This is a genomic window from Mesorhizobium sp. M0207 (assembly GCF_040321995.1).
In the GTDB taxonomy this organism is placed as follows: domain Bacteria; phylum Pseudomonadota; class Alphaproteobacteria; order Rhizobiales; family Rhizobiaceae; genus Mesorhizobium.
In genome coordinates this window covers 83,779-107,275 of sequence record NZ_JAMYSQ010000005.1, presented here as the reverse complement: position 1 = coordinate 107,275, position 23,497 = coordinate 83,779, and the positions used below count along the sequence as shown (strand labels likewise).

At 63.9% G+C, this 23,497-nt stretch carries 28 protein-coding genes; 2 read left to right on the top strand and 26 right to left on the bottom strand.

Going from position 1 to position 23,497, the window contains the following annotated elements; genetic code table 11:
- Positions 1–10 precede the first annotated feature (10 nt).
- Positions 11–736, bottom strand: a complete 726-nt coding sequence (locus NKJ15_RS10420; RefSeq protein WP_352815117.1) for a helix-turn-helix transcriptional regulator — start codon at positions 734–736, stop codon at positions 11–13.
- A gap of 439 nt (positions 737–1,175) precedes the next feature.
- Here NKJ15_RS10420 and NKJ15_RS10415 point away from each other — a divergent pair, with 439 nt between their 5' ends.
- Together NKJ15_RS10415 and NKJ15_RS10410 are read left to right on the top strand one after the other, a co-directional pair.
- A complete protein-coding gene (locus NKJ15_RS10415) occupies positions 1,176–2,171 on the top strand; it encodes a class I SAM-dependent methyltransferase (protein ID WP_352815115.1) in 996 nt (331 codons plus the stop codon).
- A gap of 11 nt (positions 2,172–2,182) precedes the next feature.
- Positions 2,183–3,142 carry a LysR family transcriptional regulator gene (locus NKJ15_RS10410; protein WP_352815113.1) on the top strand — a complete coding sequence of 320 codons (960 nt, stop codon included), beginning with the start codon at positions 2,183–2,185 and terminating at the stop codon, positions 3,140–3,142.
- Between the two features lie 43 nt (positions 3,143–3,185).
- Here the strand turns inward: NKJ15_RS10410 and NKJ15_RS10405 are convergent, their stop codons facing one another.
- The 25 genes from NKJ15_RS10405 to NKJ15_RS10285 all read right to left on the bottom strand — a co-directional run bounded on the left by NKJ15_RS10405 (position 3,186) and on the right by NKJ15_RS10285 (position 23,383).
- Positions 3,186–3,410, bottom strand: coding sequence for a DUF2274 domain-containing protein (locus tag NKJ15_RS10405; protein ID WP_352815112.1), 225 nt, complete (start codon positions 3,408–3,410; stop codon positions 3,186–3,188).
- A gap of 1 nt (position 3,411) precedes the next feature.
- Positions 3,412–4,653 (bottom strand): TraB/TrbI/VirB10 family type IV secretion system protein, encoded by a 1,242-nt coding sequence (locus NKJ15_RS10400; RefSeq protein WP_352815110.1) that lies wholly within the window; start codon positions 4,651–4,653, stop codon positions 3,412–3,414.
- Positions 4,650–5,789: a P-type conjugative transfer protein TrbG gene (gene trbG, locus NKJ15_RS10395; RefSeq protein WP_352815108.1), complete on the bottom strand. Its 1,140-nt coding sequence runs from the start codon at positions 5,787–5,789 to the stop codon at positions 4,650–4,652. The genes NKJ15_RS10400 and trbG overlap by 4 nt, the downstream gene beginning before the upstream one ends.
- Positions 5,786–6,469, bottom strand: coding sequence for a conjugal transfer protein TrbF (trbF, locus tag NKJ15_RS10390; RefSeq protein ID WP_352815106.1), 684 nt, complete (start codon positions 6,467–6,469; stop codon positions 5,786–5,788). The genes trbG and trbF overlap by 4 nt, the downstream gene beginning before the upstream one ends.
- Before the next feature lie 2 nt (positions 6,470–6,471).
- Positions 6,472–7,833, bottom strand: a complete 1,362-nt coding sequence (gene trbL, locus NKJ15_RS10385; protein WP_352815104.1) for a P-type conjugative transfer protein TrbL — start codon at positions 7,831–7,833, stop codon at positions 6,472–6,474.
- Position 7,834: 1 nt separating this feature from the next.
- Positions 7,835–8,254, bottom strand: a complete 420-nt coding sequence (gene trbK-alt, locus NKJ15_RS10380; protein ID WP_352815102.1) for a putative entry exclusion protein TrbK-alt — start codon at positions 8,252–8,254, stop codon at positions 7,835–7,837.
- Positions 8,241–8,999, bottom strand: coding sequence for a P-type conjugative transfer protein TrbJ (gene trbJ, locus NKJ15_RS10375; protein WP_352815100.1), 759 nt, complete (start codon positions 8,997–8,999; stop codon positions 8,241–8,243). The genes trbK-alt and trbJ overlap by 14 nt, the downstream gene beginning before the upstream one ends.
- On the bottom strand, positions 8,996–11,449 hold the full coding sequence (gene trbE, locus NKJ15_RS10370) for a conjugal transfer protein TrbE (protein WP_352815098.1): 2,454 nt from the start codon (positions 11,447–11,449) through the stop codon (positions 8,996–8,998). The genes trbJ and trbE overlap by 4 nt, the downstream gene beginning before the upstream one ends.
- Positions 11,450–11,463: 14 nt before the next feature.
- The gene (locus NKJ15_RS10365) at positions 11,464–11,760 is read right to left on the bottom strand and encodes a VirB3 family type IV secretion system protein (protein WP_502906888.1); all 297 of its coding nucleotides are present in this window, start codon (positions 11,758–11,760) and stop codon (positions 11,464–11,466) included.
- The gene (locus NKJ15_RS10360) at positions 11,760–12,053 is read right to left on the bottom strand and encodes a TrbC/VirB2 family type IV secretion system protein (RefSeq protein WP_352815276.1); all 294 of its coding nucleotides are present in this window, start codon (positions 12,051–12,053) and stop codon (positions 11,760–11,762) included. Before NKJ15_RS10360 ends, NKJ15_RS10365 begins: the two co-directional genes overlap by 1 nt.
- A gap of 35 nt (positions 12,054–12,088) precedes the next feature.
- Positions 12,089–13,105 (bottom strand): P-type conjugative transfer ATPase TrbB, encoded by a 1,017-nt coding sequence (gene trbB / locus NKJ15_RS10355; RefSeq protein WP_352815094.1) that lies wholly within the window; start codon positions 13,103–13,105, stop codon positions 12,089–12,091.
- A 216-nt stretch (positions 13,106–13,321) separates the two neighbouring features.
- Positions 13,322–13,639, bottom strand: a complete 318-nt coding sequence (locus NKJ15_RS10350; RefSeq protein WP_023707458.1) for a helix-turn-helix domain-containing protein — start codon at positions 13,637–13,639, stop codon at positions 13,322–13,324.
- The gene (locus NKJ15_RS10345; protein WP_502906890.1) at positions 13,636–13,983 is read right to left on the bottom strand and encodes a type II toxin-antitoxin system RelE/ParE family toxin; all 348 of its coding nucleotides are present in this window, start codon (positions 13,981–13,983) and stop codon (positions 13,636–13,638) included. Before NKJ15_RS10345 ends, NKJ15_RS10350 begins: the two co-directional genes overlap by 4 nt.
- A gap of 102 nt (positions 13,984–14,085) precedes the next feature.
- Positions 14,086–14,538 carry a ribbon-helix-helix domain-containing protein gene (locus tag NKJ15_RS10340; RefSeq protein WP_023707460.1) on the bottom strand — a complete coding sequence of 151 codons (453 nt, stop codon included), beginning with the start codon at positions 14,536–14,538 and terminating at the stop codon, positions 14,086–14,088.
- A gap of 7 nt (positions 14,539–14,545) precedes the next feature.
- Positions 14,546–16,528: a conjugal transfer protein TraG gene (locus tag NKJ15_RS10335; protein WP_352815090.1), complete on the bottom strand. Its 1,983-nt coding sequence runs from the start codon at positions 16,526–16,528 to the stop codon at positions 14,546–14,548.
- A 27-nt stretch (positions 16,529–16,555) separates the two neighbouring features.
- Positions 16,556–18,292, bottom strand: a complete 1,737-nt coding sequence (locus NKJ15_RS10330; protein WP_352815089.1) for a relaxase/mobilization nuclease domain-containing protein — start codon at positions 18,290–18,292, stop codon at positions 16,556–16,558.
- A gap of 243 nt (positions 18,293–18,535) precedes the next feature.
- The gene (locus tag NKJ15_RS10325; protein WP_352815087.1) at positions 18,536–19,309 is read right to left on the bottom strand and encodes a lytic transglycosylase domain-containing protein; all 774 of its coding nucleotides are present in this window, start codon (positions 19,307–19,309) and stop codon (positions 18,536–18,538) included.
- 3 nt (positions 19,310–19,312) lie between these two features.
- On the bottom strand, positions 19,313–19,648 hold the full coding sequence (locus NKJ15_RS10320; protein WP_352815085.1) for a DUF736 domain-containing protein: 336 nt from the start codon (positions 19,646–19,648) through the stop codon (positions 19,313–19,315).
- A gap of 69 nt (positions 19,649–19,717) precedes the next feature.
- Positions 19,718–20,263 (bottom strand): S26 family signal peptidase, encoded by a 546-nt coding sequence (locus tag NKJ15_RS10315; RefSeq protein WP_023703887.1) that lies wholly within the window; start codon positions 20,261–20,263, stop codon positions 19,718–19,720.
- Positions 20,260–20,781: a DUF2840 domain-containing protein gene (locus tag NKJ15_RS10310; protein ID WP_352815083.1), complete on the bottom strand. Its 522-nt coding sequence runs from the start codon at positions 20,779–20,781 to the stop codon at positions 20,260–20,262. Before NKJ15_RS10310 ends, NKJ15_RS10315 begins: the two co-directional genes overlap by 4 nt.
- Positions 20,778–21,020 (bottom strand): hypothetical protein, encoded by a 243-nt coding sequence (locus tag NKJ15_RS10305; protein WP_023703889.1) that lies wholly within the window; start codon positions 21,018–21,020, stop codon positions 20,778–20,780. Before NKJ15_RS10305 ends, NKJ15_RS10310 begins: the two co-directional genes overlap by 4 nt.
- The gene (locus NKJ15_RS10300) at positions 21,017–22,177 is read right to left on the bottom strand and encodes a replication initiator protein A (RefSeq protein ID WP_352815081.1); all 1,161 of its coding nucleotides are present in this window, start codon (positions 22,175–22,177) and stop codon (positions 21,017–21,019) included. Before NKJ15_RS10300 ends, NKJ15_RS10305 begins: the two co-directional genes overlap by 4 nt.
- A gap of 18 nt (positions 22,178–22,195) precedes the next feature.
- Positions 22,196–22,477 (bottom strand): helix-turn-helix transcriptional regulator, encoded by a 282-nt coding sequence (locus NKJ15_RS10295; protein WP_023703890.1) that lies wholly within the window; start codon positions 22,475–22,477, stop codon positions 22,196–22,198.
- Positions 22,478–22,617: 140 nt separating this feature from the next.
- The gene (locus NKJ15_RS10290; RefSeq protein WP_245275895.1) at positions 22,618–23,163 is read right to left on the bottom strand and encodes a DUF2285 domain-containing protein; all 546 of its coding nucleotides are present in this window, start codon (positions 23,161–23,163) and stop codon (positions 22,618–22,620) included.
- Positions 23,135–23,383 (bottom strand): transcriptional regulator domain-containing protein, encoded by a 249-nt coding sequence (locus tag NKJ15_RS10285; protein ID WP_245275896.1) that lies wholly within the window; start codon positions 23,381–23,383, stop codon positions 23,135–23,137. Before NKJ15_RS10285 ends, NKJ15_RS10290 begins: the two co-directional genes overlap by 29 nt.
- Positions 23,384–23,497 lie beyond the last annotated feature (114 nt).

Genomic DNA, 23,497 nt, shown 5'->3' with positions numbered 1-23,497 from the left:
AAGCGGCGACCTAGATTCGCCACTTACGACGAAATTCCGTCGGGCCCGCACCGAAGGCCCGCTTAAAGGCGGTCGCGAAATGGCTGGAGCTGCCGAAACCACATTCCATCGCGATTTCCGTCGCCGACAGATTGGTCGATCGCAGCATGTCCGCGGACTGCTCCAACCGTCGCTGCGCAATGAATGCGTGCGGCGTCATGCCTGTCGACTGCTTGAAGGCCCTCCAGAAATGGAACCGGCTAACCCCAACCTCCTTTGCCAAATCGGCGAGCGTAGGTCTGCCGTCCGACAACGTCTCGATCATGTCCACCGCCCGCTTGAGATCGAACGATGACAAACCGCCTTTTGCCGGCTCCTGATGGAAGCCGTTCAACCTTAACATTTGCCCGAGCAATTGCGTGGCCTGGCACTCCACCATCGTTGCGCTGATGGGGTCAGGCTGCTTGAGCTCCAAGGCAATCCTCTGCAACGCCAACTCTGCAGTGCCGTCCCGAAATCCGATCGAAGGCGGCAGCACTGCCGGGCGATGGCGAGCCATTCCCGCAAACACCTCGTCGGCGAGCCCTTTTTCAATCGAGACCAGGAGGTAGGAAGCGGTCGCGTCCCCCTCGTCCCACCCATTCCAATCACTGCCGGCGGGCATGAAGATGATCGAACCGGCCCGGCGCGGCAAAAAGGCAATCCGGCGCCCATCCACAATGTCTTCTCCGCGGGACGCCGTGCCCTTCAGGTTCATCAAGAACACATGGTTTGGCTGGAGGAGTCTTGTCTCCTGGCGCTCAAGCCCGGTTCTTTTGACTACGTCCGCCCGCACGCTCCCCCAACTCTCATACTTGTGCGCAAGGGACTGGTGCCGTGAACGGCGATTCTCGGTGGGGTCGAGGGCAAGAGTATTCACGTATCGACAGCCTCCTTACTGCGAATGGCCAGTCGTCGCATGATGTGGCGAACCAAGGGTTGCTGAACAACACGCAAATAACTCTGGATTGGTAGAAGATGTGACTTTAGCGAAAAAATGGCAAACGAGTGAAAGCCGCCTGTATCCGGCAGGCCTACCAGTTGGCTCAGCCAATACTTGAGCCCGGTGAAATATTAGACCCCACTTATCTTAGTGGAATTTCCCCCATCGACGTATCGGCATCTCACCAATGGAACGGTGCTGGAGGCATACTGCGATGCGTGGATTCGACGACTTTCTGGCTGAGTGCGACCATGGCCCACGGATCAACGGACTAGCCGGCTTTTTCGCCGCGACCGCCGCCGGCAAGAGCGGGATGCCAATCCGCAAGCCCGTCGCCGACGCCCGCCTTCTGCCGAGCGATGAACTGCTGCGCAATCTGGTTGCGCTGCATGCGACCCGCCAAGGCTTTTTCGACCAGCACTATCACGGCAGCATTCCCTACAGATTGGAAGAGGAGTGCCGGATGGCCTACGCGGTGCTGAAATACGCAGGGCAGCGTGGCGCTCCGCTTGCGCTATACAGCCTTGGAACAGCGGAAGGCACGATGGCGAGAACACTGTCGGAACTGTCCGAGGGACAGGTACGCTCCCTGTCGTGCAGCCCGAACGCGGAGAATTACAAATGCTTCATGGCTTATGGCAAACCTCCGCACGCTGACTTCTTCGTCGGCCCCTTTCATCATTTGACGAAGGAAGTCCTGCGTTCAGATCCGCGACTGGCAAATTTTGCCCACGGGTTCGACATTATTCTCGAAGATACGACCTTTCAGATGTACTCGCCCAACAGAGCAAGCCAGATCGAATTCGTGACCCAGCACCTCAAGCAGGACGGAATCTTCGTCTTCGTCGAGAAGTTCCGGGCAACCGAGGAGCCGGACTACAGGCGTCGCGAATACCAGAAGGATTTTGGCTTCAAGGCGCGCTATTTTCCCCCAGACGAAATCGAGAAGAAGCAAACCCTCGTCCTGGATACGATGTTCGGCAATGAGGTGACTTTGGCAGAGATGGCCGACGCAATACGCGCGCATTTCAGCTACTGCTCCCTGACCTGGAACAGTGGAAATTTCTGTAGCCTCGCTGCGAGCAATAGCGCGGAAAACCTCAACCGCTACCTTTCCCAGATGACCACTCCGGCCATTCCGCACGAGTACGTCTACGAAACCAGCTTGTATCCGACCCTGCCCGTTGGCGTCGCCGCGGCGCAGGAATAGGCACCTGTGCCTTGAGGCAGGTCAACAACACGTTGCGCCGTTTGGACCATGTCTTCGCAGCTGTCGACCATGGTAGCCTCAGGCAGGCCGCAAGAGTTCTCAGAGTGAGGGAATCCTGTGTCAGCCGCAACATCGTTGCTCTCGAGCAATTGCTGGACATGCAGTTGTTTGATCGCGACGTCCATGGCGTTCGACTGACTGAAGCAGGCCGGGCCTGGACTGACCTCGTCCGGGCTCACTATGAAGGCTTGCACGATGCCCTTGCCGGAGGTGTTCGCGGCGACCATGATGCCAAAACAGTCAAGATAGGGTTGTGCGGCCAGATAGGCCGGGCGTTCGTGGCGCGCCTTGTCGATCGATTTCGCAGCTTACATCCGGACGTGAGCATCGCCATCGAGGACGTTCCCCATGAACATTGTCTGGCGGCAATACGTCGCCGGCGCCTTGACATCGTCTTCACGCACGGGCTTGAGAACGGCGCCTTATGCCGTAGCGAAATATTTGGGCACGAGCGCTTGTTCGTTCTCCTGCCCTGTTACCATCGACTTGCTGAAAGGCCTGCGGTCACATGGGCTGATCTTGCAGATACGTGCCTGCTGGTTGCGGTCGGATCGCCGCTGGATCCGGTTTTGCTGGGAAAGATTGCCTCGGCTGGTGGCCCCGCTATTCAAATATGTCGCGCGAGCGAAGCGACCGTCATCCTCAAGGTGCAACTCGGTGAAGGCGTTACTCTGGCCGGCGAAGGTTTTGCCAAGACCGTCGTTATCGACACCACGGTTTGGAAACCGATCAGTGGCCAGAGCAGCACCAGTTCGATCAGGGCAGTGTGGCTGGAATCGAATCCAAAGCGTGCACTCCTGCGGCTGGTCGGGACCACAAGAAACATGGTGACAGTAACGCGACCCGGGCCTACCCCTGTCAATGCAGGAAGTACGGAACGACGCGGCGCGATTTCTGAAATCGCGCCATGACTGGGAGGCGCGACTGACGCGGTTCGACTCAGTCGTCCAGCCCTTAGCCGCTCTCCGAACGCTTTGCCTTGGCAAAGCCTCGATCCGTCGCAATGAAGCGCTCCAAGATAGCAACGATGAGGCGCGGCGCATCGGCGGGCCGTTGCCCAGCGTCGCGGCCGAGTATCTCCGCATAGGCGGTCAGGTCACGGTGCAGTGCCGCGGGGAGTTCCACCATGACCTTGACGGGTTTGTCGTCGGCAATTGGCCCCAGTTTCAGCTTGGCCATTTCAGCCTCCGTAAGGTTCAAGCACGAGATCGCGCGTGACGATGACGCGCACCGGGAATCCCGGTCGGATGGTGAGCGTCGGCGCTATGTTGAGCTGCCGCTGGACGATCTGCTGGCCGGTCTGGCTGATGCTGTCCGAGGCGCCCTGGCGAAGAGCGCGCATGATGTCGCTCTCTTGGCCCGATGAGCCTGCTTGCGCCCCGATGCTCAGAACCGTGGAAAGTGCTGCAGCCTTGAACAACTCGCCCCAGTGATAGTCGACGCCGTCCTCGACACCAGCATAGCCCTCGGCGTCCGCGCCAGGCTCACGTTCCAGAACGATGGAGCGGCCGTCTGGAAAAATCAGTCTGGTCCAGACCAGCAACACGCGACGCTGGCCGAAGCCGACACCATTGTCATACTGGCCGATGAGGCGCGTCCCCTGCGGAACGAGAAGGATGTGGCCGGTGGGGCTGTCATAGACATTCTCCGTCACCTGCGCGGTAATCTGGCCCGGCAGGTCGGAGCGAATGCCGGTGATGAGGGCGGCTGCGATGACCGCGCCCGCCTGCAGGACGTTTTTTGACACCGGCGCCGTGACGCGATCAGGTGAGACTGTTCCCTGGTCCGGCGGCTGATTGAGGAATGCGCGCTGGCGGTCCTGCGCCGAGGGCGTCGCTGGCTGCGGCGCAAGACCAAGGTTGGAGAGGTCGGTCTGTGGTGGGGCGCCTGTCATCGGCTGAGCGACAGTCGCCTCACCCGCAGGCCGCGTTTGCGTGGACGCGAACAGACGCGCGGTCCTCGCCGCTTCCAGTTCCTGCTCCCGGCGCTGCTCCTCCTCGTCCGGTCCAACGGGACCTGTCGATGGCGCGGGGCCGCCATTCTGCGCGGCGAGGATCGGGCGGCCAAGATCGCCGGGAAGCGGTGGGCCAAGCTTTGGGACGCCTGCATAGTCCTTGGGCAGGCCGGCGAGCCCATCGGGCGTCGAACGATTATCGGTTGAATACAGCTCCTGACCCTGGCCTTGTTGACGGTTCTGCAGCGCATAAATCAACGCACCGCCGACAGTGAGGCTTGCGGCGAGCCCTAACCCGGCCAGCGCCTTGCGGGACAGACGGGTCACCCGCGGCGGCTCGGCGCGCAGCCGCATGGCCGCGGCCGGCTCGCCTGTCAACGGCAGGGCGTCATCCTCGACCGACGCCTCCGGCCGGGCGTCATCCGCCTGCCCCCGGCCTTCCTTCCCGGGATCCATTTTGTCGCTCATGATGACGACCCTCCCCTGTCTGTTCGGAGGTACGTCGCTGGCGGGGTCTCACCAGGGCCATGCATCCATGAAAATCGACTGCTCCTCACCCCATCGGAGCGGGAGATGCGGACGCGCTGCTGCTTCTTGCCGGCGCCGAAGCGCAACTCGGCGGCGGCAAATAACCGATCGACGATCATGTAGTTGCCGCGCACGCGATAGTTGACCAGTTCGGACGTGTCGCCTTCCGGCCCGACCACGAAGAGTGGCGGCATCTCGCCCTGGCCGATGCCTCGCGGGAACTCGATGAACGCCTGCTTGCCATCGTCGAATGCGCGCAACGGCCGCCATGGTGCGCGATCGCCAGTCACCTCGTAGCGGAAATTGACGCGAGAAAGATCGATGCCTGTCGAGACCGGCTGTGCCGCTTCAGCCTGCTGGTTCTGGCGACGCAAGGCGATGAGTTGGTCCTGCGCGTATTGCCAGGAAACCGATGCCATATAGGTCGACGGCGTCGAGCGCAGTTCCATGTGATAGGTACGCCGATCGGTATTGATGACGAGATTGGTTGTCAGGTCGGCGCGCGTCGGCTTGACGAGGATGTGGACCTGCTTGGACCCACCCGTACCGCTCTCGGTATCGCCGATGATCCAGCGCACGGTGTCGCCGGCGGCGACGGGACCGGAGCCGACGAGCTGCTCGCCGGGCTGGAGCGCGATGTCGGTGATCTGCCCCGGCGAGGCATAGACCTGATAGAGCGCGCCATCGACGAAGGGATAGACCTGCATCGAGTTGATGAAACCGTTGCGCACAGGCTGGACGCGCGCGGCCGCATTCGCCAGGTTAACGCGCGCGGTCGGATCGGTCGGTTCCGGCTCAAGCCTTGCGTCCTTGCCCACCGGCTTCAACTGTCCTGGAAGTGGCAGCGGCTTTGACAGCTCGACCACCTTGACGGGCGGGGGCGGATCGACGGCCTGCACGGCCGGGACCGGATCGTCATAGGAAATCTCCGGCGGCTTCTGCTTGGTAGCACAGCCGCCAAGCACCGTCGTGCAAAGCAGGAGTGCTGGAAAGGCCATTTTGCGGAAGGCCGGCATTGCGTGGATGAGGAAAGCTGGACGCCCCCAGGGGGCGACTTTGCAGAGTGCGGGCGTCATTGTCCAAGCTCCTTCGACCAGTTGATGGCGTTGATGTAGATGCCAAGCGGGTTCTTCCGCAGCGCATCGGCGTCGCGCGGGGGCTGCACGACAATGGTGAGAATGGCGGACCAGCGCTCCGTGGAAGCGAGTGAGCCGTCCTGATAGCGGCGTTCGACCCAGGCGATGCGGAAGCTCACCGGCGATGCGCGGATGACCGACGACACGTCGACGGCGACCTGCTGCTTGCCGACCTTGGTGAACGGGTCATTGGCGCGCGCATAGTCGTTGAGAGCCAGCGCCCCGCCCTGCGTCGCGAAGTCATAGGCGCGCAGCCAGTTCTGCCGCACGATGACCGGATCGGCGGGGATCGATCTCACCTGTTCGATGAAGTGCGCCAGGTAGAAGGCGATCTGCGGATCGTTCGGCTGATAGTCGCCGACCGCAGGTCCCACAGCCTGCGCCTGGCCGAGACGATCGACCTGCACCACCCAAGGCACGATCGAGCCTTTGGCGGATTGCCAGATGAGCGCGGCCGAGAACCCCGCGGCGAGCGCCAAGCAACCGAAGGCCATGGTGCGCCAGTTGCGCGCCTGCACGCGAGCCGAACCGATGCGCTCGTCCCAGACCTGGGCAGCGCGCTGGTAGGGCGTCTCGGGTTGTGGGGACTTGCCGTAGTGCGTGGACGGTCGTTTGAACATGCTCAGTCGCTTTCAGAAAGGTTGATCGAGGAGCCGCCGCCATGGCTGTCGCCACTGCGAACGGCGTGGGCGGCGGCCTGGACGCCATGGGACATCTGTTGCGAGCGCTTCATGCGCTTCGCCCAGGCGGGCTGACTTTCGGTGGCGGAGGACGCGACGGGAGCGGAGCCGGCTTCGCCAGCGTACGCGCCGATTGTACCGGCGGTGGATGATCCGCCCGTCGTCTCGAAGGCGGCGCGAGCGCCGGACTGGTAGCTGTTCTTCACACTGCCTGTCACATTATTGGCCGCGCGCTTGAGCGGTGAGATGACACCCTGGGCGCCAGCGTTCATGACTCCGCCGAGCCCGGATGCGACGCCAGAAAAGCCAGACTCTCCGGCCGCGCCGAGGCCGTAGGCTGTGGATGCCCTGCCCGCCATGGCGGCACCGCCACGGGCCGCCGCTGCAGCACCGCCCCTGACAGCCGCGCCTCCGGACACGACTGCGCCGGCGGCCGCCGCACCCACTGCTGCCATGCCGCCGGCGGCGAGCCCGGTGCCGACCGCCGCACCCGCGCCGAGCTGCGGGCCGCCGGAGACGAGACCATTGGCAATGCCAGGTCCGAAGATGCCAAGGCCGAGCAGCGACAGCGCGGCCAGAACGATCGCCATGGCGTCGTCGATCGACGGCGTGTTGCCGCTGAACCCCGAGGTGAACTCGGAAAAGAGGGTCGAGCCAATGCCGATGATGACGGCGAGGACCAGCACCTTGATTCCGGACGAGATGACGTTGCCGAGCACCCGCTCGGCCATGAACGCGGATTTGCCGAACAGACCGAAGGGTATGAGCACGAACCCGGCGAGCGTCGTGAGCTTGAACTCGATCAGCGTGACGAAGAGCTGGATTGCCAGGATGAAGAAGGCCAGCAGCACCAGCGCCCAGGCGAAGAACATGCAGGCGATCTGGATGAAGTTCTCGAAGAAGGACCAATAGCCCATCAGGTTCGAGATCGAGTCCAGCAACGGCCGGCCGGCATCGAGCCCGGTCTGCGCCACCTTGCCCGGGCGCATGAGATCGTTGACGGTAAAACCCGTACCCGAAGCTTTCAGGCCAAGCCCGGCGAAGCTTTCGAAGACGATGCGGGCGAGATTGTTCCAGTTGGAGATGAGATAGGCGAAGACGCCGACGAACAGCGTCTTCTTGACGAGGCGCGCCATGATGTCGTCGTCCGCCCCCCAGGACCAGAAGAGCGCAGCCAACGTCACGTCGATGACGATCAGGGTCGTGGCGATGAAGCCGACCTCGCCGCCGAGCAGGCCGAAGCCGCTGTCGATGTAGCGCGTGAAGACTTCGAGGAAATGGTCGATGACCCCCATGCCGCCCATGTCAGCGCGCCTCCGGCCGAGGCGGCTCGACCTGCATCGCCGGAGCGGTCACATCCGTCCGCTCCCCTTCTTTCCGGTCGGCTGACGCCGGCACATTCGGAAACAGCGTTGTCGGCGCTGCCGGAGCAGGCGCGGTTGCCGAGCCGCGTTGACCGAGAAACCGGCGCCGGCTGTCTGCCCACGCTTTCAGGCAGCCGGGATCGCGAGGACCGGCCTCGCCGATCCCGGAACAGCGGCGCAATTCGGACGCGAGCCGGTCTTGTGACGCGACGGAACGGTCTCGCGTCGCCAGGGCGTCAGGCTCATCGTCCTTGCTGTCCATCTCGATTGCGGTCACTGTCAAAGCGACTGCGATGAAGACGACTGCGCCGATGCGAGCGAGGATCTTGCCGTCCATCGCGAGGGCCTCAGTTCCTGCCATAGAACATCTGCGCACTGCCGGGCTGGTAGCCCAAGCCCTGCGTCAGGAAGCGGCGGCGCTGCTCGCGGCCCTGATCGGCAGCGGTGGCCTGCTCGGCCGATTGCAACGCCTGCGCCCGGCCGTTCGCGGCGACGACCGCGGTGAGATCGGCGAGTTGCTGGGCCTGAAGCGCGAGGAGCTGATTGCCGGCCTGCGTAGCCTGAAGCGCGCCGGTCGCACCTTGGCTCTGGCCGACCAGCGCCGACATCTCGTTGCGATTGGTGTCAATGTTGCCGACGACGCCCGCCTGCACACGCATGGCATCCTGAAGGCCACCGACCGTGTTGCCCCAGCGCGAACGCGCGTCGGCGACGAGTTGCTGATCCGAAGCCGACAGAGAGACGGTGCCGTATTTCTGCTGGAAGACCTGATCGATCTGCTGGACATCATAGGCAACGTTCTGCGCCTGGCCCAGCAGTTGCTGCGTACGCTGCACGGACTGCTGGAGTTGTTTCAGAGAGGAGAACGGCAGGCTCGCGAGATTGCGGGCCTGGTTGATGAGCATCTGCGCTTCGTTCTGAAGCGAGGTGATCTGGTTGGTGATCTGCTCGAGCGAGCGCGCTGCCGTCAGGACGTTTTGCGAATAGTTCGAGGGATCGAAAACGATCAAGGCGTGTGCCGGCGTCGCCAGGATGGGCGAAAAGGCGGCGGGTGCGGAAAGTAGGGCGGCAGCGAACCGCAGGGCAAGTGAACGGCGCAGTTTCATGGGGACTTCTCCTTGTTGGTGAGGGCGGGGCTGGTTAGGGCGGGAACGAGTTCAGCGGCCCAGCCGACGCCGCGGTGGTTGAGCCAGGCAGCGAGGAACCCATCGCGGCCATGCTCGGCGGCGATGCGGGCGATCGCGGCCTGGTCGGTCTTCGCGGATACGGCGCAAAGCGCGAGCGCCACATCCGCCAGACCGAGCTCGAACAGCCGGTTGCCGCGGCGGGACTGGCAGTAATAGTCGCGCTTCGGCATCGCCCGGGCGATGATCTCGATCTGCCGGTCGTTGAGGCCGAAGCGACGATAGATCGCCGTGATCTGCGGCTCGATGGCGCGCTCGTTCGGCAGCAGAAGCCGGGTCTGGCAGCTCTCGATGATCGCGGGCGCGATCGCCGAACCATCGATGTCGCTGAGCGACTGCGTGGCGAAGATGACGCTGGCGTTCTTCTTGCGCAGCGTCTTCAGCCATTCGCGGAGCTGGCCGGCAAAGCCGTCATCGTCCAGGGCAAGCCAGCCTTCGTCGATGATGAGAAGGGTTGGCGAGCCATCGAGCCTGTCCTCGATGCGGTGGAAAAGATAGGACAGGACGGCGGGCGCAGCACCCGTTCCGATCAGCCCTTCGGTTTCGAATGCCTGGACCGACGCCGATCCGAGATGCTCGCGCTCGGCATCGAGCAACCGGCCGTAGGGACCCCCGACGCAATAGGGGCGCAGTGCCTGCTTGAGATCATTTGATTGCAGCAGCACGACCAGACCGGTGATCGTGCGCTCCTCGACGGGCGCGGACGCCAGCGAGCTCAACGCCGTCCAGATATGCTCCTTGACCTCAGGCGTGATCGTCACACCCTCGCGCGTCAGGATCGACACGATCCAGTCGGCGGCCCAGGCGCGCTCGGGGACATCATGAATGCGAGCGAACGGCTGAAGGCTGACGCTGTCGATCGCCCCATCGCTGAGATCGCCGCCGAGATCGTGCCAGTCGCCGCCCATGGCGAGTGCGGCGGCGCGGATCGAGCCGCCGAAATCGAAGGCGAACACCTGTGACCCCGCGTAGCGGCGGAACTGCAGTGCCATCAGAGCCAAAAGCACGGACTTGCCCGCGCCGGTCGGGCCGACGATCAGCGTATGGCCGACGTCGCCGACGTGAAGCGAAAGCCGGAACGGGGTCGAGCCTTCGGTCTTGCCGAAGAGCAGAGGGGGCGCTGCAAAATGCTCGTCCCGCACCTCGCCCGCCCACACCGCGGAAAGCGGGATGATGTGGGCGAGATTGAGGGTGGAGATGGGAGGTTGACGGACGTTGGCGTAAACGTGACCCGGCAGGCTGCCGAGCCAGGCGTCGACGGCGTTGATGGTTTCGATAATCGCCGTGAAATCACGGCCCTGGATGACCTTTTCGACCCGGCGCAGTTTCTCGTCGGCGATGCCGGGATCATCGTCCCAAACCGTCACCGTCGCGGTGACATAGGCCATGCCAGCATAGTCGGCGCCGAGTTCTTGCAGCGCCATGTCGGCATCGGCGGCCTTGTTTGCGGCGTCGGTGTCCACGAGGACGGACCCCTCGTTGGTCATCACCTCCTTGAGGATCGCGGCAACCGATTTGCGCTTGGCGAACCACTGACGCCGGATCTTTGTCAGCAGCCTGGTCGCATCGGTCTTGTCGAGGAGGATCGCGCGTGTCGACCAGCGATACGGGAAGGCCAGCCGGTTCAGTTCGTCGAGCAGACCCGGCGTGGTCGCGGTCGGGAAACCCGTGAGCGTGAGAATGCGAAGATTCGACGCGCCAAGCCGCGGCTCAAGCCCGCCTGTCAGCGGCTGGTCGGCCAGCATGGCATCGAGATACATCGGCGTTTCGGGAACGCGGACACGGTGGCGATTGGTCGAGACGCAGCCATGCAGATAGGTCAGCGTCTCGGCGTCATCGAGCCACTGGCACTCCGGCATGAAGGCTTCGACAAGGCGCAGGACGCGGTCGCTGCGGTCAGCGAAGCCGGTCAGCACCGCATTGGGGTCCAGGCCCTTCCGCTCGCGTCCTTCGTAAAGCCAGCTTTCCGCGCGGGCGGTGTCTTCGGCGGGCGCAAGATAGGTGAGCGTCAGGAAGTAGCTGGACTCGAAATGCGCGCCGGCCTCCTCAAAGCCCGCCTTGCGCTCCGCATCGACCAGCGTGGAGGCCGCATCTGGAAAGCGGCTGTCGGGATAGCGGGTCGAGGCATGGCGCTGCGCCTCCACGAAGATCGCCCAGCCGGAGCCGAGACGGCGGAAGGCATTGTTGAGCCGGCCGGCGACGGCGACCAGTTCGGCCGGCACGGCGCTGTCGAGATCGGGTCCGCGAAAGCGCGCGGTGCGCTGGAAGCTGCCGTCCTTGTTGAGGACGATGCCGGCGCCGACCAATGCCACCCAGGGCAGGAAGTCGGCGAGCCGGCTGCTACGGTTACGATATTCGGCAAGGTTCATCATCGGCGCGACCTCTCTCAGACCGTGAGATGTGTCGGGATGCGCAGATGCCGGCGAACGACGTCGACGAAGAGCGGATCGCGCTTGGCGGCCCAGACAGCGGCTACATGGCCGATCGCCCAGATCGCGATGCCGACGAGCCACAGACGCAGCCCCAGCCCCACGGCTCCGGCGAGCGTCCCGTTCATGATGGCAATGGCGCGCGGGGCGCCGCCGAGCAGGATCGGCTCGGTCAGCGCGCGGTGCACGAGGACCGTATAGCCCGGCACTGCATAATCCGGCATTGGGCCGCCCGGTTCGAAAGCGCCCGCCATCAGACCAGCGCCCCGCCGCCGAACGAGAAGAACGACAGGAAGAAGCTCGACGCCGCGAAAGCGATGGATAGGCCGAACACGATCTGGATGAGCCGGCGGAAGCCGCCAGACGTGTCGCCGAAGGCGAGCGTCAGGCCGGTGACGATGATGATGATCACCGCCATGATCTTGGCGACCGGGCCCTCGATCGACTGGAGGATCTGTTGCAGCGGCTGTTCCCACGGCATGGACGAGCCGGAGGCATGGGCGGGCGCGGCCATCACCAGGAAGAGCGTGGCAACCGAAACGGTCATGGCAAGACGATGGCGCGCGAAGCGCAGGCGTTGGATCACGGATTCTCTCCTTCAGGGCTTTGGATGAGCAAGGTCGGGCTGTCGTCGCCCTCGAGGACGGCTGGCGCGACTTGGTAATCACCGTCTGGACGCAAGCCATCGACACGGGCGAGTTCGGACAGCCGGCGCGCGGAGCCGCGGCCGGAAAGGACGGCAACCAGGTCGATCGTTTCGGCGATCAGCGCGCGCGGGACGGTGACGACGGCTTCCTGGATGAGTTGCTCCATCCGACGCAGCGCGCCGATGGCGCTGCCGGCGTGGATCGTGCCGAGGCCGCCGGGGTGGCCGGTGCCCCAGGCCTTGAGCAGTTCGAGCGCCTCGGCCCCGCGCACCTCGCCGACCGGAATGCGGTCGGGGCGCAGGCGCAGCGATGAGCGAACAAGATCAGATAGAGACGCGACGCCGTCTTTCGTGCGCATTGCCACGAGATTGGGCGCGGCGCATTGCAGTTCGCGCGTATCCTCGATGATCACGACGCGATCGGCGGTCTTGGCCACTTCAGCGAGCAGCGCGTTGATCAGCGTGGTCTTGCCCGTGGAGGTGCCACCCGCAACGAGGATGTTCGCCCGGTGGGCAACGCCCTGGCGCAGCGCGTCCGCCTGCTGCGCCGACATGATTCCGGTCGCGACATAATCTTCGAGGGTGAAGATGGCGACGGCGGGCTTGCGGATCGCGAAGGCGGGCGCCGCGACGACAGGAGGAAGCAGCCCCTCGAAGCGCTCGCCCGTCTCGGGCAACTCGGCCGAGACACGTGGGACGCCGGCATGGACCTCGGCACCGACATGATGAGCGACGAGGCGAACGATGCGTTCGCCATCCGCCGCCGACAAACGCTCTCCTGTGTCGGACAACCCCTCGGACAGGCGATCGATCCACAAACGCCCATCGGGGTTGAGCATCACTTCGACGATGCCGGCGTCGTCGAGATAGCGCGCGATCGCGGGTCCGAGCGCTGTGCGCAGCATCCGTGCGCCGCGCGCCAGACCTTCTGAATTGTGATGGGAAGCTGCCATCCTGTCCCCGTTTCGATCCGGGGGACATGGGCGCCCCCTGGACGGGGATGATTAAGAGAGCCACATCTCGAGTGGTTTCAACACCTATATCGAGTCGTAGTGGCGTAGCGTGCAAATACAGGAGATTGACGGTGCCGACCTGTAATCAAGGCCGGCGATCTTCAGGCAAGAGCGGCGCTCGCCGTCAATTGTCAGCTCGTCGGCAAAGCCGTCTGATCAAGCGGCTTCAGCACGAGTAGACCGTCGAGGCTTATGGCGCACCACAACATCCACCTTGTAGTCGAGCCGACCGAGGCAACGCACGAGGCGATCTATCGAGAATTTGCCCGTTCGCCCGGTGACGATCGCGGAGACGTCCGGCTGTTTCATCCCGAGCAGCTCGGCCGACTTCGCCTGGGTGAGGCGCCGGCGCTTGATAATGGCGCGGATCTCGCGGGCCAGCTTGGCCTTGAGCAATTCCTCTTCGGGATTGTCAAAGCCGAGGTCCGCAAACACGTTGCCGCTGCTCACTTCGGCGGTGATGTCTTCTGTCATGACTTTGTTCCTTTCCCATAATTTTCGCGGTAGTGCGCCTCGGCCGCCTTCAATCGCACTGTCACCAGATCGATTTCGTGCCTGGGTGTCTCCCTGCCCTTCTTCGACTTCTTCTGGAAGCAATGAAGCACGTAGATCACCCCAGCAAAGCGCACGGCATAGACGGCCCGATAGGTGTCTCCGTCGAAGTCGTCGACCACCTCGAGGATGCTGCGGCCCCCAAACCCTTTCAGGGCTTTGACAGCCGGGTGCTCCTCGCCATTCTGGGCGTCGTTGATTGCGACTCCCATCAACCGGCGAACATCGACCGGAAACTCGCGCAGGTCGCCCTTCGACGACCCCATCCAAACTACGGGTTTTTGGTTTTTCATTCGCCCTTGCCTTATAGCATACAGACTATAACTCTCAACCAAAAATCCGTGCAAAATCTCAGTCCGCCCGCCCATTTAGCCCACGGGCCTGCCGGGCTGTGTGTCCAGGCCGCCATCGATATCCTCGGAGATCTCCTGCCGAAGCCTTGGACCTTTTGCTAAGCGCCGGCCGAGCGCGGTGACGAAGGCATCATAGCGCTCGCCAGCCTTGGCATGGGCGGCCTGCGCCGCGGGCTCGGGCAACGCTGGTGTTGTCGCCAGCCAGAAGCGGACGAAAACGGCGAGCGTCTCCACGGCAATTCCGAGATCGCGCTCCTGGCGTGCCGTACGACGATCGATCTGGTCGAGCCGCTTGGTAATCGCCGCCTCCTGTCGCTCGGCGGCATCGGGTGAGAGGAACGACTCGATGGCCGCCTCGGCGACGAGCGAGCGTGAAAAATCTCTTCGCGCCGCATGTTCGGCCAGCCTGCTCATGACCTTCGGATCGAGATAGACGGACAGGCGTTGTTTGCGGGGTGGCTTTACCATGGGAGCCTCACATATCCACGCCGTCGCCGGGGTCGAGCGACGCCTGCCGCGCAATGCCCTGCATGAGGCGCGTCAGTCGACGGTTGCGGGCAACATCGTCCTCGACGTCGTCGAGGTGATCGATCTCGAATTCGTTCTCGGTCGAAGGTGTCACGACCAGCTCGACCCGACTGAGCTCGGGTTGCCGACGACGCTCGGAATCAGTTGTGTCGTCATCCGTGGCCGACGGCGCCGACGTGGCTTCGGCAATCTGCGGACGGGAAGGCAGAGGCAGGCTGGTCCAGTCGTCATGTCTCCCCTCCTCCCCCGCCACCAACGCCGGAGGCGGCAAGATACGCTCCTGGAAGCGAGCATCCTCATGATAGCGCGCCTTTTTGGCGCGGATCGGCGGCGCACCCGAGACCATGACAATCTCGTCGGTTGACGGCAGTTGCATCACTTCACCAGGCGTGAGCAGAGGGCGAGCAGTCTCCGAGCGGGAAACCATGAGATGACCGAGCCACGGCGAAAGCCGGTGGCCGGCATAGTTCCTCATGGCCCTCATCTCGGTCGCTGTTCCCAGCGCGTCGGACACGCGCTTGGCGGTGCGCTCGTCATTGGTGGCAAAGCTTACCCGGACATGGCAGTTGTCCAGGATCGAGTTGTTCGCGCCGTACGCCCTCTCGATCTGATTGAGGGATTGAGCGATCAGGAAGCTTTTCAGGCCGTAGCCGGCCATGAAGGCAAGCGCCGACTCGAAGAAGTCGAGACGGCCAAGCGCCGGGAACTCGTCGAGCATCAGGAGCAGCCGGTGCCCTTGCGCCCTCACCTGCAGATCTTCGGTCAGGCGGCGACCGATCTGATTGAGGATCAGGCGAATGAGCGGCTTGGTCCGGTTGATGTCGGACGGCGGTACGACGAGGTAGAGTGTCGTCGGATGCTTGTCGTCGACGAGGTCGCTGATGCGCCAGTCACAGCGGCGGGTCACCTCTGCCACGACAGGATCGCGATAGAGGCCAAGAAACGACATGGCGGTAGACAGGACGCCGGAGCGCTCGTTGTCGGATTTGTTCAACAGCTCTCGCGCGGCGCTGGCGACGACCGGGTGCGGACCGGCCTCCCCCAGATGCGCGGTTTTCATCATCGCGGACAGCGTCGATTCGATCGGACGCTTCGGATCGGAGAGGAAACCGGCAACGCCGGCAAGCGTCTTGTCCTTCTCGGCGTAGAGGACGTGCAAGATTGCGCCGACCAGAAGGGCGTGGCTGGTTTTCTCCCAATGGTTTCGCCGCTCAAGTGAGCCTTCGGGATCGACCAGGATGTCAGCGATGTTTTGAACGTCGCGGACTTCCCATTCGCCGCGGCGCACCTCGAGCAGCGGGTTGTAGGATGAGGATTTCGGATTGGTCGGATCAAACAGCAGGACCCGGCCATGCCTGGCGCGGTAGCCCGCGGTAAGTTGCCAGTTTTCGCCCTTGATGTCGTGAACGACGGCGGAGCTCGGCCAGGTCAGCAGCGACGGGACGACGAGGCCGACACCCTTGCCCGAACGTGTGGGCGCGAAGCACAGCACATGCTCCGGCCCATCGTGGCGCAGATAGGCGCTGTCATATCGCCCAAGCACCACACCATCGGGGCCGAGAAGGCCCGTTGCCTTGACCTCCTGCTTGTCGGCCCAGCGGGCGGAGCCGTAGGTCTCGACCTTCTTGGCCTCTCGAGCCCGCCAGACCGACATGCCGATGGCGACGGCGACGCAGGCGAAACCGCCGAAAGCCGCGATAAAGGCTCCCTCTACGAAGATCGACGGCGCGTAGGCATCGAAGCCATACCACCACCAGAAGAATGACGGCGGAAGGTAAAACGGAAAGCCCAGGACACGGAACCATGGCCTGCCGAGCTCGGGCTGGAATGCCAGGCGCCAGGCCACCCACTCCGTCGCGCCCCAGGTCGTGAACAGTACGATCATCAAGACGGCGAGGATCTGGCCCCAGAGAATTTTGGTGGCGGACATAGAAGCGGTCCTTTCTTCAACATGAGGTTAGAGGCCGAGGCCTCGCTTGCGGCCAAAACTCCAGTCGATGCCGCCGTCATCGCGAGCGACGCCAGAGACGTGGCGGCCAACATGTTTTTCCAGGGACGGCGTCCAAGGCACCAGTTGGAAACCGAGGCCGTCATCGATCATGGCGAAGCGGCCGGAGGCGAGCGTGAAACGTTGCCGGTAGGAACCGGCCACAAACTCACCACTGCGAACGCGGTTGAACGGCTGGCCGGTTTCGGCCGAGAGCTTTTCACCGAGCGCCTCCAACTCGCGGCGACGCAGCGTGTCTATCAGGTTGCGGGTGAAGGTTGTGCGTTGGCCATGCCGCTCGCCGAGGCCCTGTTGGACGAGGTGGTCAGCACGGCGCTGCATCGCCTGCCGCACCTCGGCGCCGAAGCTGCCTTCGGATGCAATCGGTTCGTGGGCGATATTCTGGCGGTCAAGCCAGGTTGCGCCTGCGGCGGTAACCTGCTGCTCAATGTTGAGATCGGAACGGACAGCGAGTGCTGCGCGTCCATGTCCCTGCGCGTCATGGAACCTGCGCAGCTCGACGATGGAACCTGGAGCGCTGTCGCCGGCGGCGTCGAGGTCGGACAGCTTGATGTGATGTGTGCGGCCGTCGGTACCATCGACCACGGCATACGCACTGCCCTTCAGTTCATCATCGAGGCCGCGATCGACCAGCCGGCCGACGATCGGCGTGTCGAGGCGCTCTGCCGCCAACACATAGGTCGCCGCGCCGCGCTCGATGCCCTGTTCTGTCAGGGCGCGGTGCATCCGCTTGATGATGTCGCCGCGTTCGCCAAGCTCGCGCAGCGTCGCCTCGGCCTTGTCGTCGATCATCCATTGGCCCGGGCCGACCTGTTCGGCAAGGCCAAGGGTTTCGAGCTTGCGCACCCGCCCGACCTTCAGCACGTGATACGCATCGGGCTGAGCGTTCGCAGCGGAGGCAAGGTCGACAACGCCTGTGTCGCGGCCATCGCGAACAAGTTGCCGATCAAGCTGGGTCCAACGTTCGGCCTCGACCTGGCGCTGCAGATTGCGGCGGATGTCGAGATCGGTGCGCGGGCCGAGCTCCTGGGTAACGAGGTCGGCGGCGCGGGCGCGCATCCCCTCCTTGATGTAGTCGCGGGAGATCACAAGATCCTGCCCGTCATCAGTCTGGCCGCGCAGGATGATGTGAAGGTGCGGGTTATCGGTGTTCCAGTGATCGACGCCAGCCCAATCCAGTTTTGTGCCGAGGTCCTTTTCCATCTCGCCCATCAGATCGCGGGCGAAGGACTTGAGGTCCGCCATGTCGACGGCATCTTCGGGCGAGACGATGAATCGGAAGTGGTGCCGATCATCGCCACACCGCGTGGCGAAAGCACCGCCATCCACCTCCCCGCCTTCCGGCCCGAACAGCCTTGCCTTCTCCCCGTCACGGGTGACGCCCTCGCGGCGCAGATAGGTGAGATGGGCGGCAAGCGGCGCTGCGCGCGCGTGATGACGCACCAGCCGCGTCTTGATGATCACGGCTCGCGAGCGGCCGGTGAGGAGACGATTGGCGCGCACGCTCGCCGTGCGGCCACGCCCAAAGGTCGAGCGATTGCCCGAACTGATCCGGCCGGTGCGAGAGATACGAGCGCCGGCCTTCTGGGCGGCGGCAAGCGCCTGCGCGATGAAGGGCCTGCCGCGCTGGGCGCCCGATGAGCGGATGCGGCCGGGCCGGATTCGGAAACCATCCTCACCGTTCATGACGAAGATCCGCACATCGTGTCAAGACACGGAAACCACAGGTAAATCGGTGTTCCGCCGAGGTGCGCGAAACCTTCGCACCTCGCGGAAATGCTGCATAACCTATTGAAACAACACAACCGATCGACGCCGCACCTCGCGGCCTTTTATCTCGCCATCTTCCGGTTGTTCTGCCCACCTTCCGCCTCCATCCACGCCACGGTGCGCTGGGGCTCGCGGTTGCGCGAAGACGCCCATGTGCGCTCATGGCTGGATCCCTTCGCCCGCTCGCGCCACGAAGAGGCCTTCGGACAGCGGCGCGATGGCGGAGACATCGCGCACGGTGGGTGCAGAGCTCGCGTCATTTGACGCTCGCTCGGCCGGCACGAGAGCGACAGCTTGGTTGCGATCCGGCTGACCGACGAAGAGCGAGCCGTGCTTCCAGGGAATGGCCTCGGCAGAGGTTATGGCGAAAGGGCGGCTGTTCGCACCGCCTCCGACAAACGGGGCAAGTGCTGCGACATAGGCGCGGGTCTCGGCCGGTAACGGACGCCCGGTGAGGTAGGCTTGGTAGCGCGCAGGTCCCGCGTTGTAGGCGGCCAGAAACCCCGGTGAGCCGAAGCGATCGTGCAGTTCGCGCAGGTACGCCGTTCCGGCCAGGATGTTGTCCCGGGCATCGAACGGATCGTGGCCGAGCGACCAGCGGGCACGCAGATCATCCCATGTGCCGGGCATGATCTGCATCAAGCCGCGGGCGCCTGCGCTGGACACGGCGCGCGCGTCGCCCGCACTCTCCTTGCGCATGACGGCGCGTATCAACGCGGTCGGAACGCCGAAGCGCTGCGAGGCGTCTGCGATATGCGCGCCGAACGGGTTGCGTTGCGACGATTGCGCGACGGCCAAGTCCTGCGCCACTGTCGCCGCCGGAATGGCGGTCGCGACGGATAGGCCGCAAAGGAGGAGCAGAGCCATGCGCCGGGCAGCGCGAAGCGGCCCGGGCGCATTGCGATGGCTCGTCGACGGAGGGCGAGCGCGCATCGTTCAATCCTTCTCGCTGCGGTCGCGCGGTCGCGCCCAGTGCAGCGACCAGGACGTATTGTCGTCGCCATTGCGAAAGAGGTTCGCGCGTATCGGCTGCGCGAAGGTCGGGTCGTCGAGCTGGATCGAGACATAGTCTCCGGCCTTTTCGCTGGAGCGTTTCCAGCCGGCGCCGATCTCGGGGCCGTCCTCGCTTCCGGCGTGAACGCGGTAGTCAGGCGCATTCTCCGTTTCGCTCGCCTCTGCCGCCACAATGGCGATATCCAGGTTGAGACTGAGCGTGTGGATGCGCCCGCTATAGCCAGTCTTCTGGCGCGTGAATTCCCCGATCTGTTGCATGTCTGACTCCTGTTTTCAGTTGTGCGGTGATGAAGGCTGGCGGCACGACGCGCGCCGCCGGTCGCGCGCTCACCGCTTTGGCGCGCGCCATTCGAAGCGGCCGTTGCCGTCCTCGTCTGTCCACAGCGGGACGGCGCGACCGATGATCTGGCTGGTGGAAAGGAGGCCGAAGTAACGTCCGTCGAGGCTGTCGCGGACCTGCCGGTTCATCAGGAAGACTTCGCCGGGCGAGATGCGGCGGCAGCCCTGCCAGGCCGGCAGGTCACGGCCGGCCCGATCACGCTTCAACGCCATGCCAGCCTTAATGCTATCGACCGTGATGGTGAGGTTCGAGCGACAGACACGCTGCCCGGAAACGCCAAGGATGCGCTTCAAGAGTGGCACGCCCCTCGGCAGATAGCCGCGATCGGCGAGGAACGCCGCGAGTGGCTCGGGGGCGCCGACGGCGACAAGATCGGTGACCTCGAACGGTCCTTGAAAGTCGATCGTATAGAAGCCGATCGGTGCGCTGGCTGACGCATTCCAGATGAGCTTCGTGGGCATCGAAGTGAGGCCGGGATAGCCGACGCCCATGGTTGCGACAACGCTGGCGAGGATGATCCCGGCGCGCGTCACGGCTCGGTCCTCTTGCGCAGCAGGAAGGCGCGATGTTGGTCGAGTGTGTAGCTGCGCGGCTCGTGGCCTGCGGTTATCCGGTTGTGGATGTGCCGCCAATGATCGGGCGACACCAACTCAGGCTCGATGTCGAGGCGCTGGATGGCGTCGATCGCCTGCAGCACGCGTTCGGCCTTGGGCCAGCTCTCGACCTTCAGAAGGATGTCGCCGCCAGGCCGCACGAAGGGCAGTGTCTGATAGGCTTCGCCACGTGATACCGCACGCACGATATCGATGCGTGAGATGATCGTTCCGAAGTCGTTCGCGGCCCACCGCACGAAGGCGAAGACCGCGCCGGGACGATAGGACAGGATGCGCCGGCGACGATCAACAATGTGTTTGTGGGCGTGCGTGCCGAACCGTATCCAGTTCTCGATCCTCTTCTCGACCCAGGTCAGTTCGACATGAACGAGTTCGTCGCGAGCGTGGTGCATGGCCGGGACCGCGTCGCGCATGCGGGGAGCCGCGGTGCCAGTCATTTCGGTTCTCCTGATGCGGTGGGAAATGCGCGCGCGAGCCTCGCGGGCAGCGTGTTGGCGACGAGGACGTCGTGCTCAAAAGCGGCGATGCGTGCGCGCTCCTGAGTCGTCATGTCGGTGGTCGGGCGCACGACGAAGGTCGCGAACTGATTTCCCTTGCAGGTCAATTCACCGGCGACAAGCAGCGTCAAAGTTGCCTTGCCGACACGGCTCTTTTGATTGCGGAGTGCGGCGATCATCGGGTGGCTTTCGAGCGCGGATCAAGAGGCGGATTCGGGGCTTCAGAGACGCTGGTTGCCGTGTTGCGACCGCCAGAAACCGTCGACGTGTTGGGGGTGTTGTTGGTGGTTACGCTGAGCGCGTGGCTGGCTCGCCGGACGAGCCTCTGCACATCGCGCGCGCGCTCTTCAGAGTTAGAGTCGGGGTTAGAGTCTAAGTTAAGGGCGCGATTTCGGCTTTGCTTTCCAAGGGTTAGCCCCCGTTTGGGTTCCTGATAGCACGAGCCCGCGGTTCCCGATGGCACGATAGCTCCGGTTCCCGATGGCACGATGCCGTCCCCAGGCTTTCCACAGGAGGCGATCCGCTCGAAGGCGAGCAGAGTCCGGCCGCCCATCTCCACTTCGAGGAAGAGCGTGTAGCCGGGCAGCGGCTGGCGGCGGATGATGTCGCGCAGTTCGAAGGCAAAGCGCTTGTGGGGCGACAGGCTGCCGGATTTCTGGTGAAGGTGACGGAAATCGAAGCGCCAGCCGTCGGGCTGGCGTCCGCCATGCTTGCGCACCAGCCGATAGAGCCAGCGCTCCAGCCCGCCGGTCAGGTCGAAATAGGCGCGATCGATCGTCAGCACGAGCGCGTCATCGAGGACTGCCTGGTAGAACCAGTCGGGGACGATCAACTCGATCCCCGCGGGTTTGTCATGGCGGTCGATGCACTCCTGCCACTCATTGATCCATGAGAAGCGGTGACGCCGGCCTTCGGCGGGCTGACGAATCGTCGTCGAGACGGTGGTCGACTGCAGCCGGTCAAGCCCCGCCTTCAGGCGCAGATAGTCGCGCAGGCTCTTGCCGCGGCCGACGAAGGTCAGAATCTCATAGGGCGTGGCGGCCATCAGGCGCGAGGTGCGAAGGCCGGCGTCGCGCGCCTCTACGATCTGGCTCGCGGCCCAGATCAGGATGTCGGCGTCCCAGATGGTCGCCATGCCATGATCGGGTACGGCTTCGACCCGGATCGTGACGTTGCCGGCCGTGAAGTTGATTGGCGCGATGCGATGGCTCTTGGAGAGGGAGAAGAACGGATAGGCCATGAGATCCTGCGCATCTCGTGGGGCGAAGTCGCCAGGCAGCGCCCTGAACAGGTCGAGCTGCCCGCGCTCCGAAAGGGATTGGTTTCGCGCCGCCATTTGGAAATCCGCGCGCGGTCAGCGTGCGTATCGTCCGTCATGCGACGGCGGCGTCGGCGTGTGACGCTTGGCCGGCAGGACCGACCCACGCGGATCGGATGTAGAGGTGACGGCGCCGCGTTCGGCCCAGGCCTGAAGATCGTCGACGGCATAGACGACGCGGCCGCCGAGCTTTCGATAGCCAGGACCGGTACCATAGGTACGGTGCTTTTCGAGCGTGCGGGCGGACAGGCTGAGGAAATCCGCGGCTTCCTTGGTGCGCAGGAAGCGCGGCGGCAAAACGGCGATATCGGGTCGCATGGGTCGAACCTCCGTGGGGTTTTGGGCAGCCGCTGGCGTTCAGCGGTGGACGCAGACCATGGTGGCGGAGAGTAAGCTTCGTCAGGGATGGGGAAGTTGAGGGGGGCTAAAACTCCACCCCTTTTGCGCGGCCAGACCCGCTAGGATCGACGGCGATGACGCAGTATTTGCAAATAGCCGCCGCCGATCATGGCGGTGGCGCCTTCGACGAGACCGATCACCGCATCGCGCAGCGCGGAGGTTTTCCAAGGATCGGCGGCGACGCGCTTAAACCCGTAAAGCGCGATCGCAATGTCGCGGTAGCTCGCGCCATTCGAGTGGCCATCAGCGGCCTGTATCATCAGTCGAAAGCGGCGGCGCTGCTGCAGGGTCATCCTCGTGTCCGAAGGTGTGGGGCGCCCCTGCAAGGAACGCCAGAAACGGGTGAGTGCTTCGATCCGTCCCAACGTTTCTGCGTCCAAGGGGATCAACGCCGCCAAAGAGCCGTGCGGATCACTACCGGGCAGAAGCAGAAGTTGAGTGGCGACACCCGCACTATGGACAGTGTGGCGTCCTTCCACGCTGTCGCGGCTTACACCCATGCCGGTCAATGGCGCCGATCGCAAGGACGACAGGAATTCCGGCGCCGGCACGAGTGAAACCACAGCTGGATCGACGTCAGGCGACCAGAAAACGTCTTGCGCCAACGCGGACAAATCCGGCGTGGCCGGGAAATCGCAACCCCCATTGCCGCTGTGCCTCAGGGTGGAAGGGTGCTTTTTCGGATCTTGTGGTCAGGAGCGCTTGGTAGTGCAGTTGATAGGGTTCGTGACGCCGCAGACACTCCCAGGCGAGCCCTTCGATGGGTAATGTATCGAAATATTCATAGCTGGCATTGTCTCGCCAATGCGACGTATCCGGCCTCATCCAAGAGCTCCTCGCAAACAACGCGTAGACCCCGCCTCCAAACGATTCCGGGTTGCAGCGATTGGCGGAAGACCCTTGCCGGGCATCGGGTGATGCCACTTCGGCATCACACGC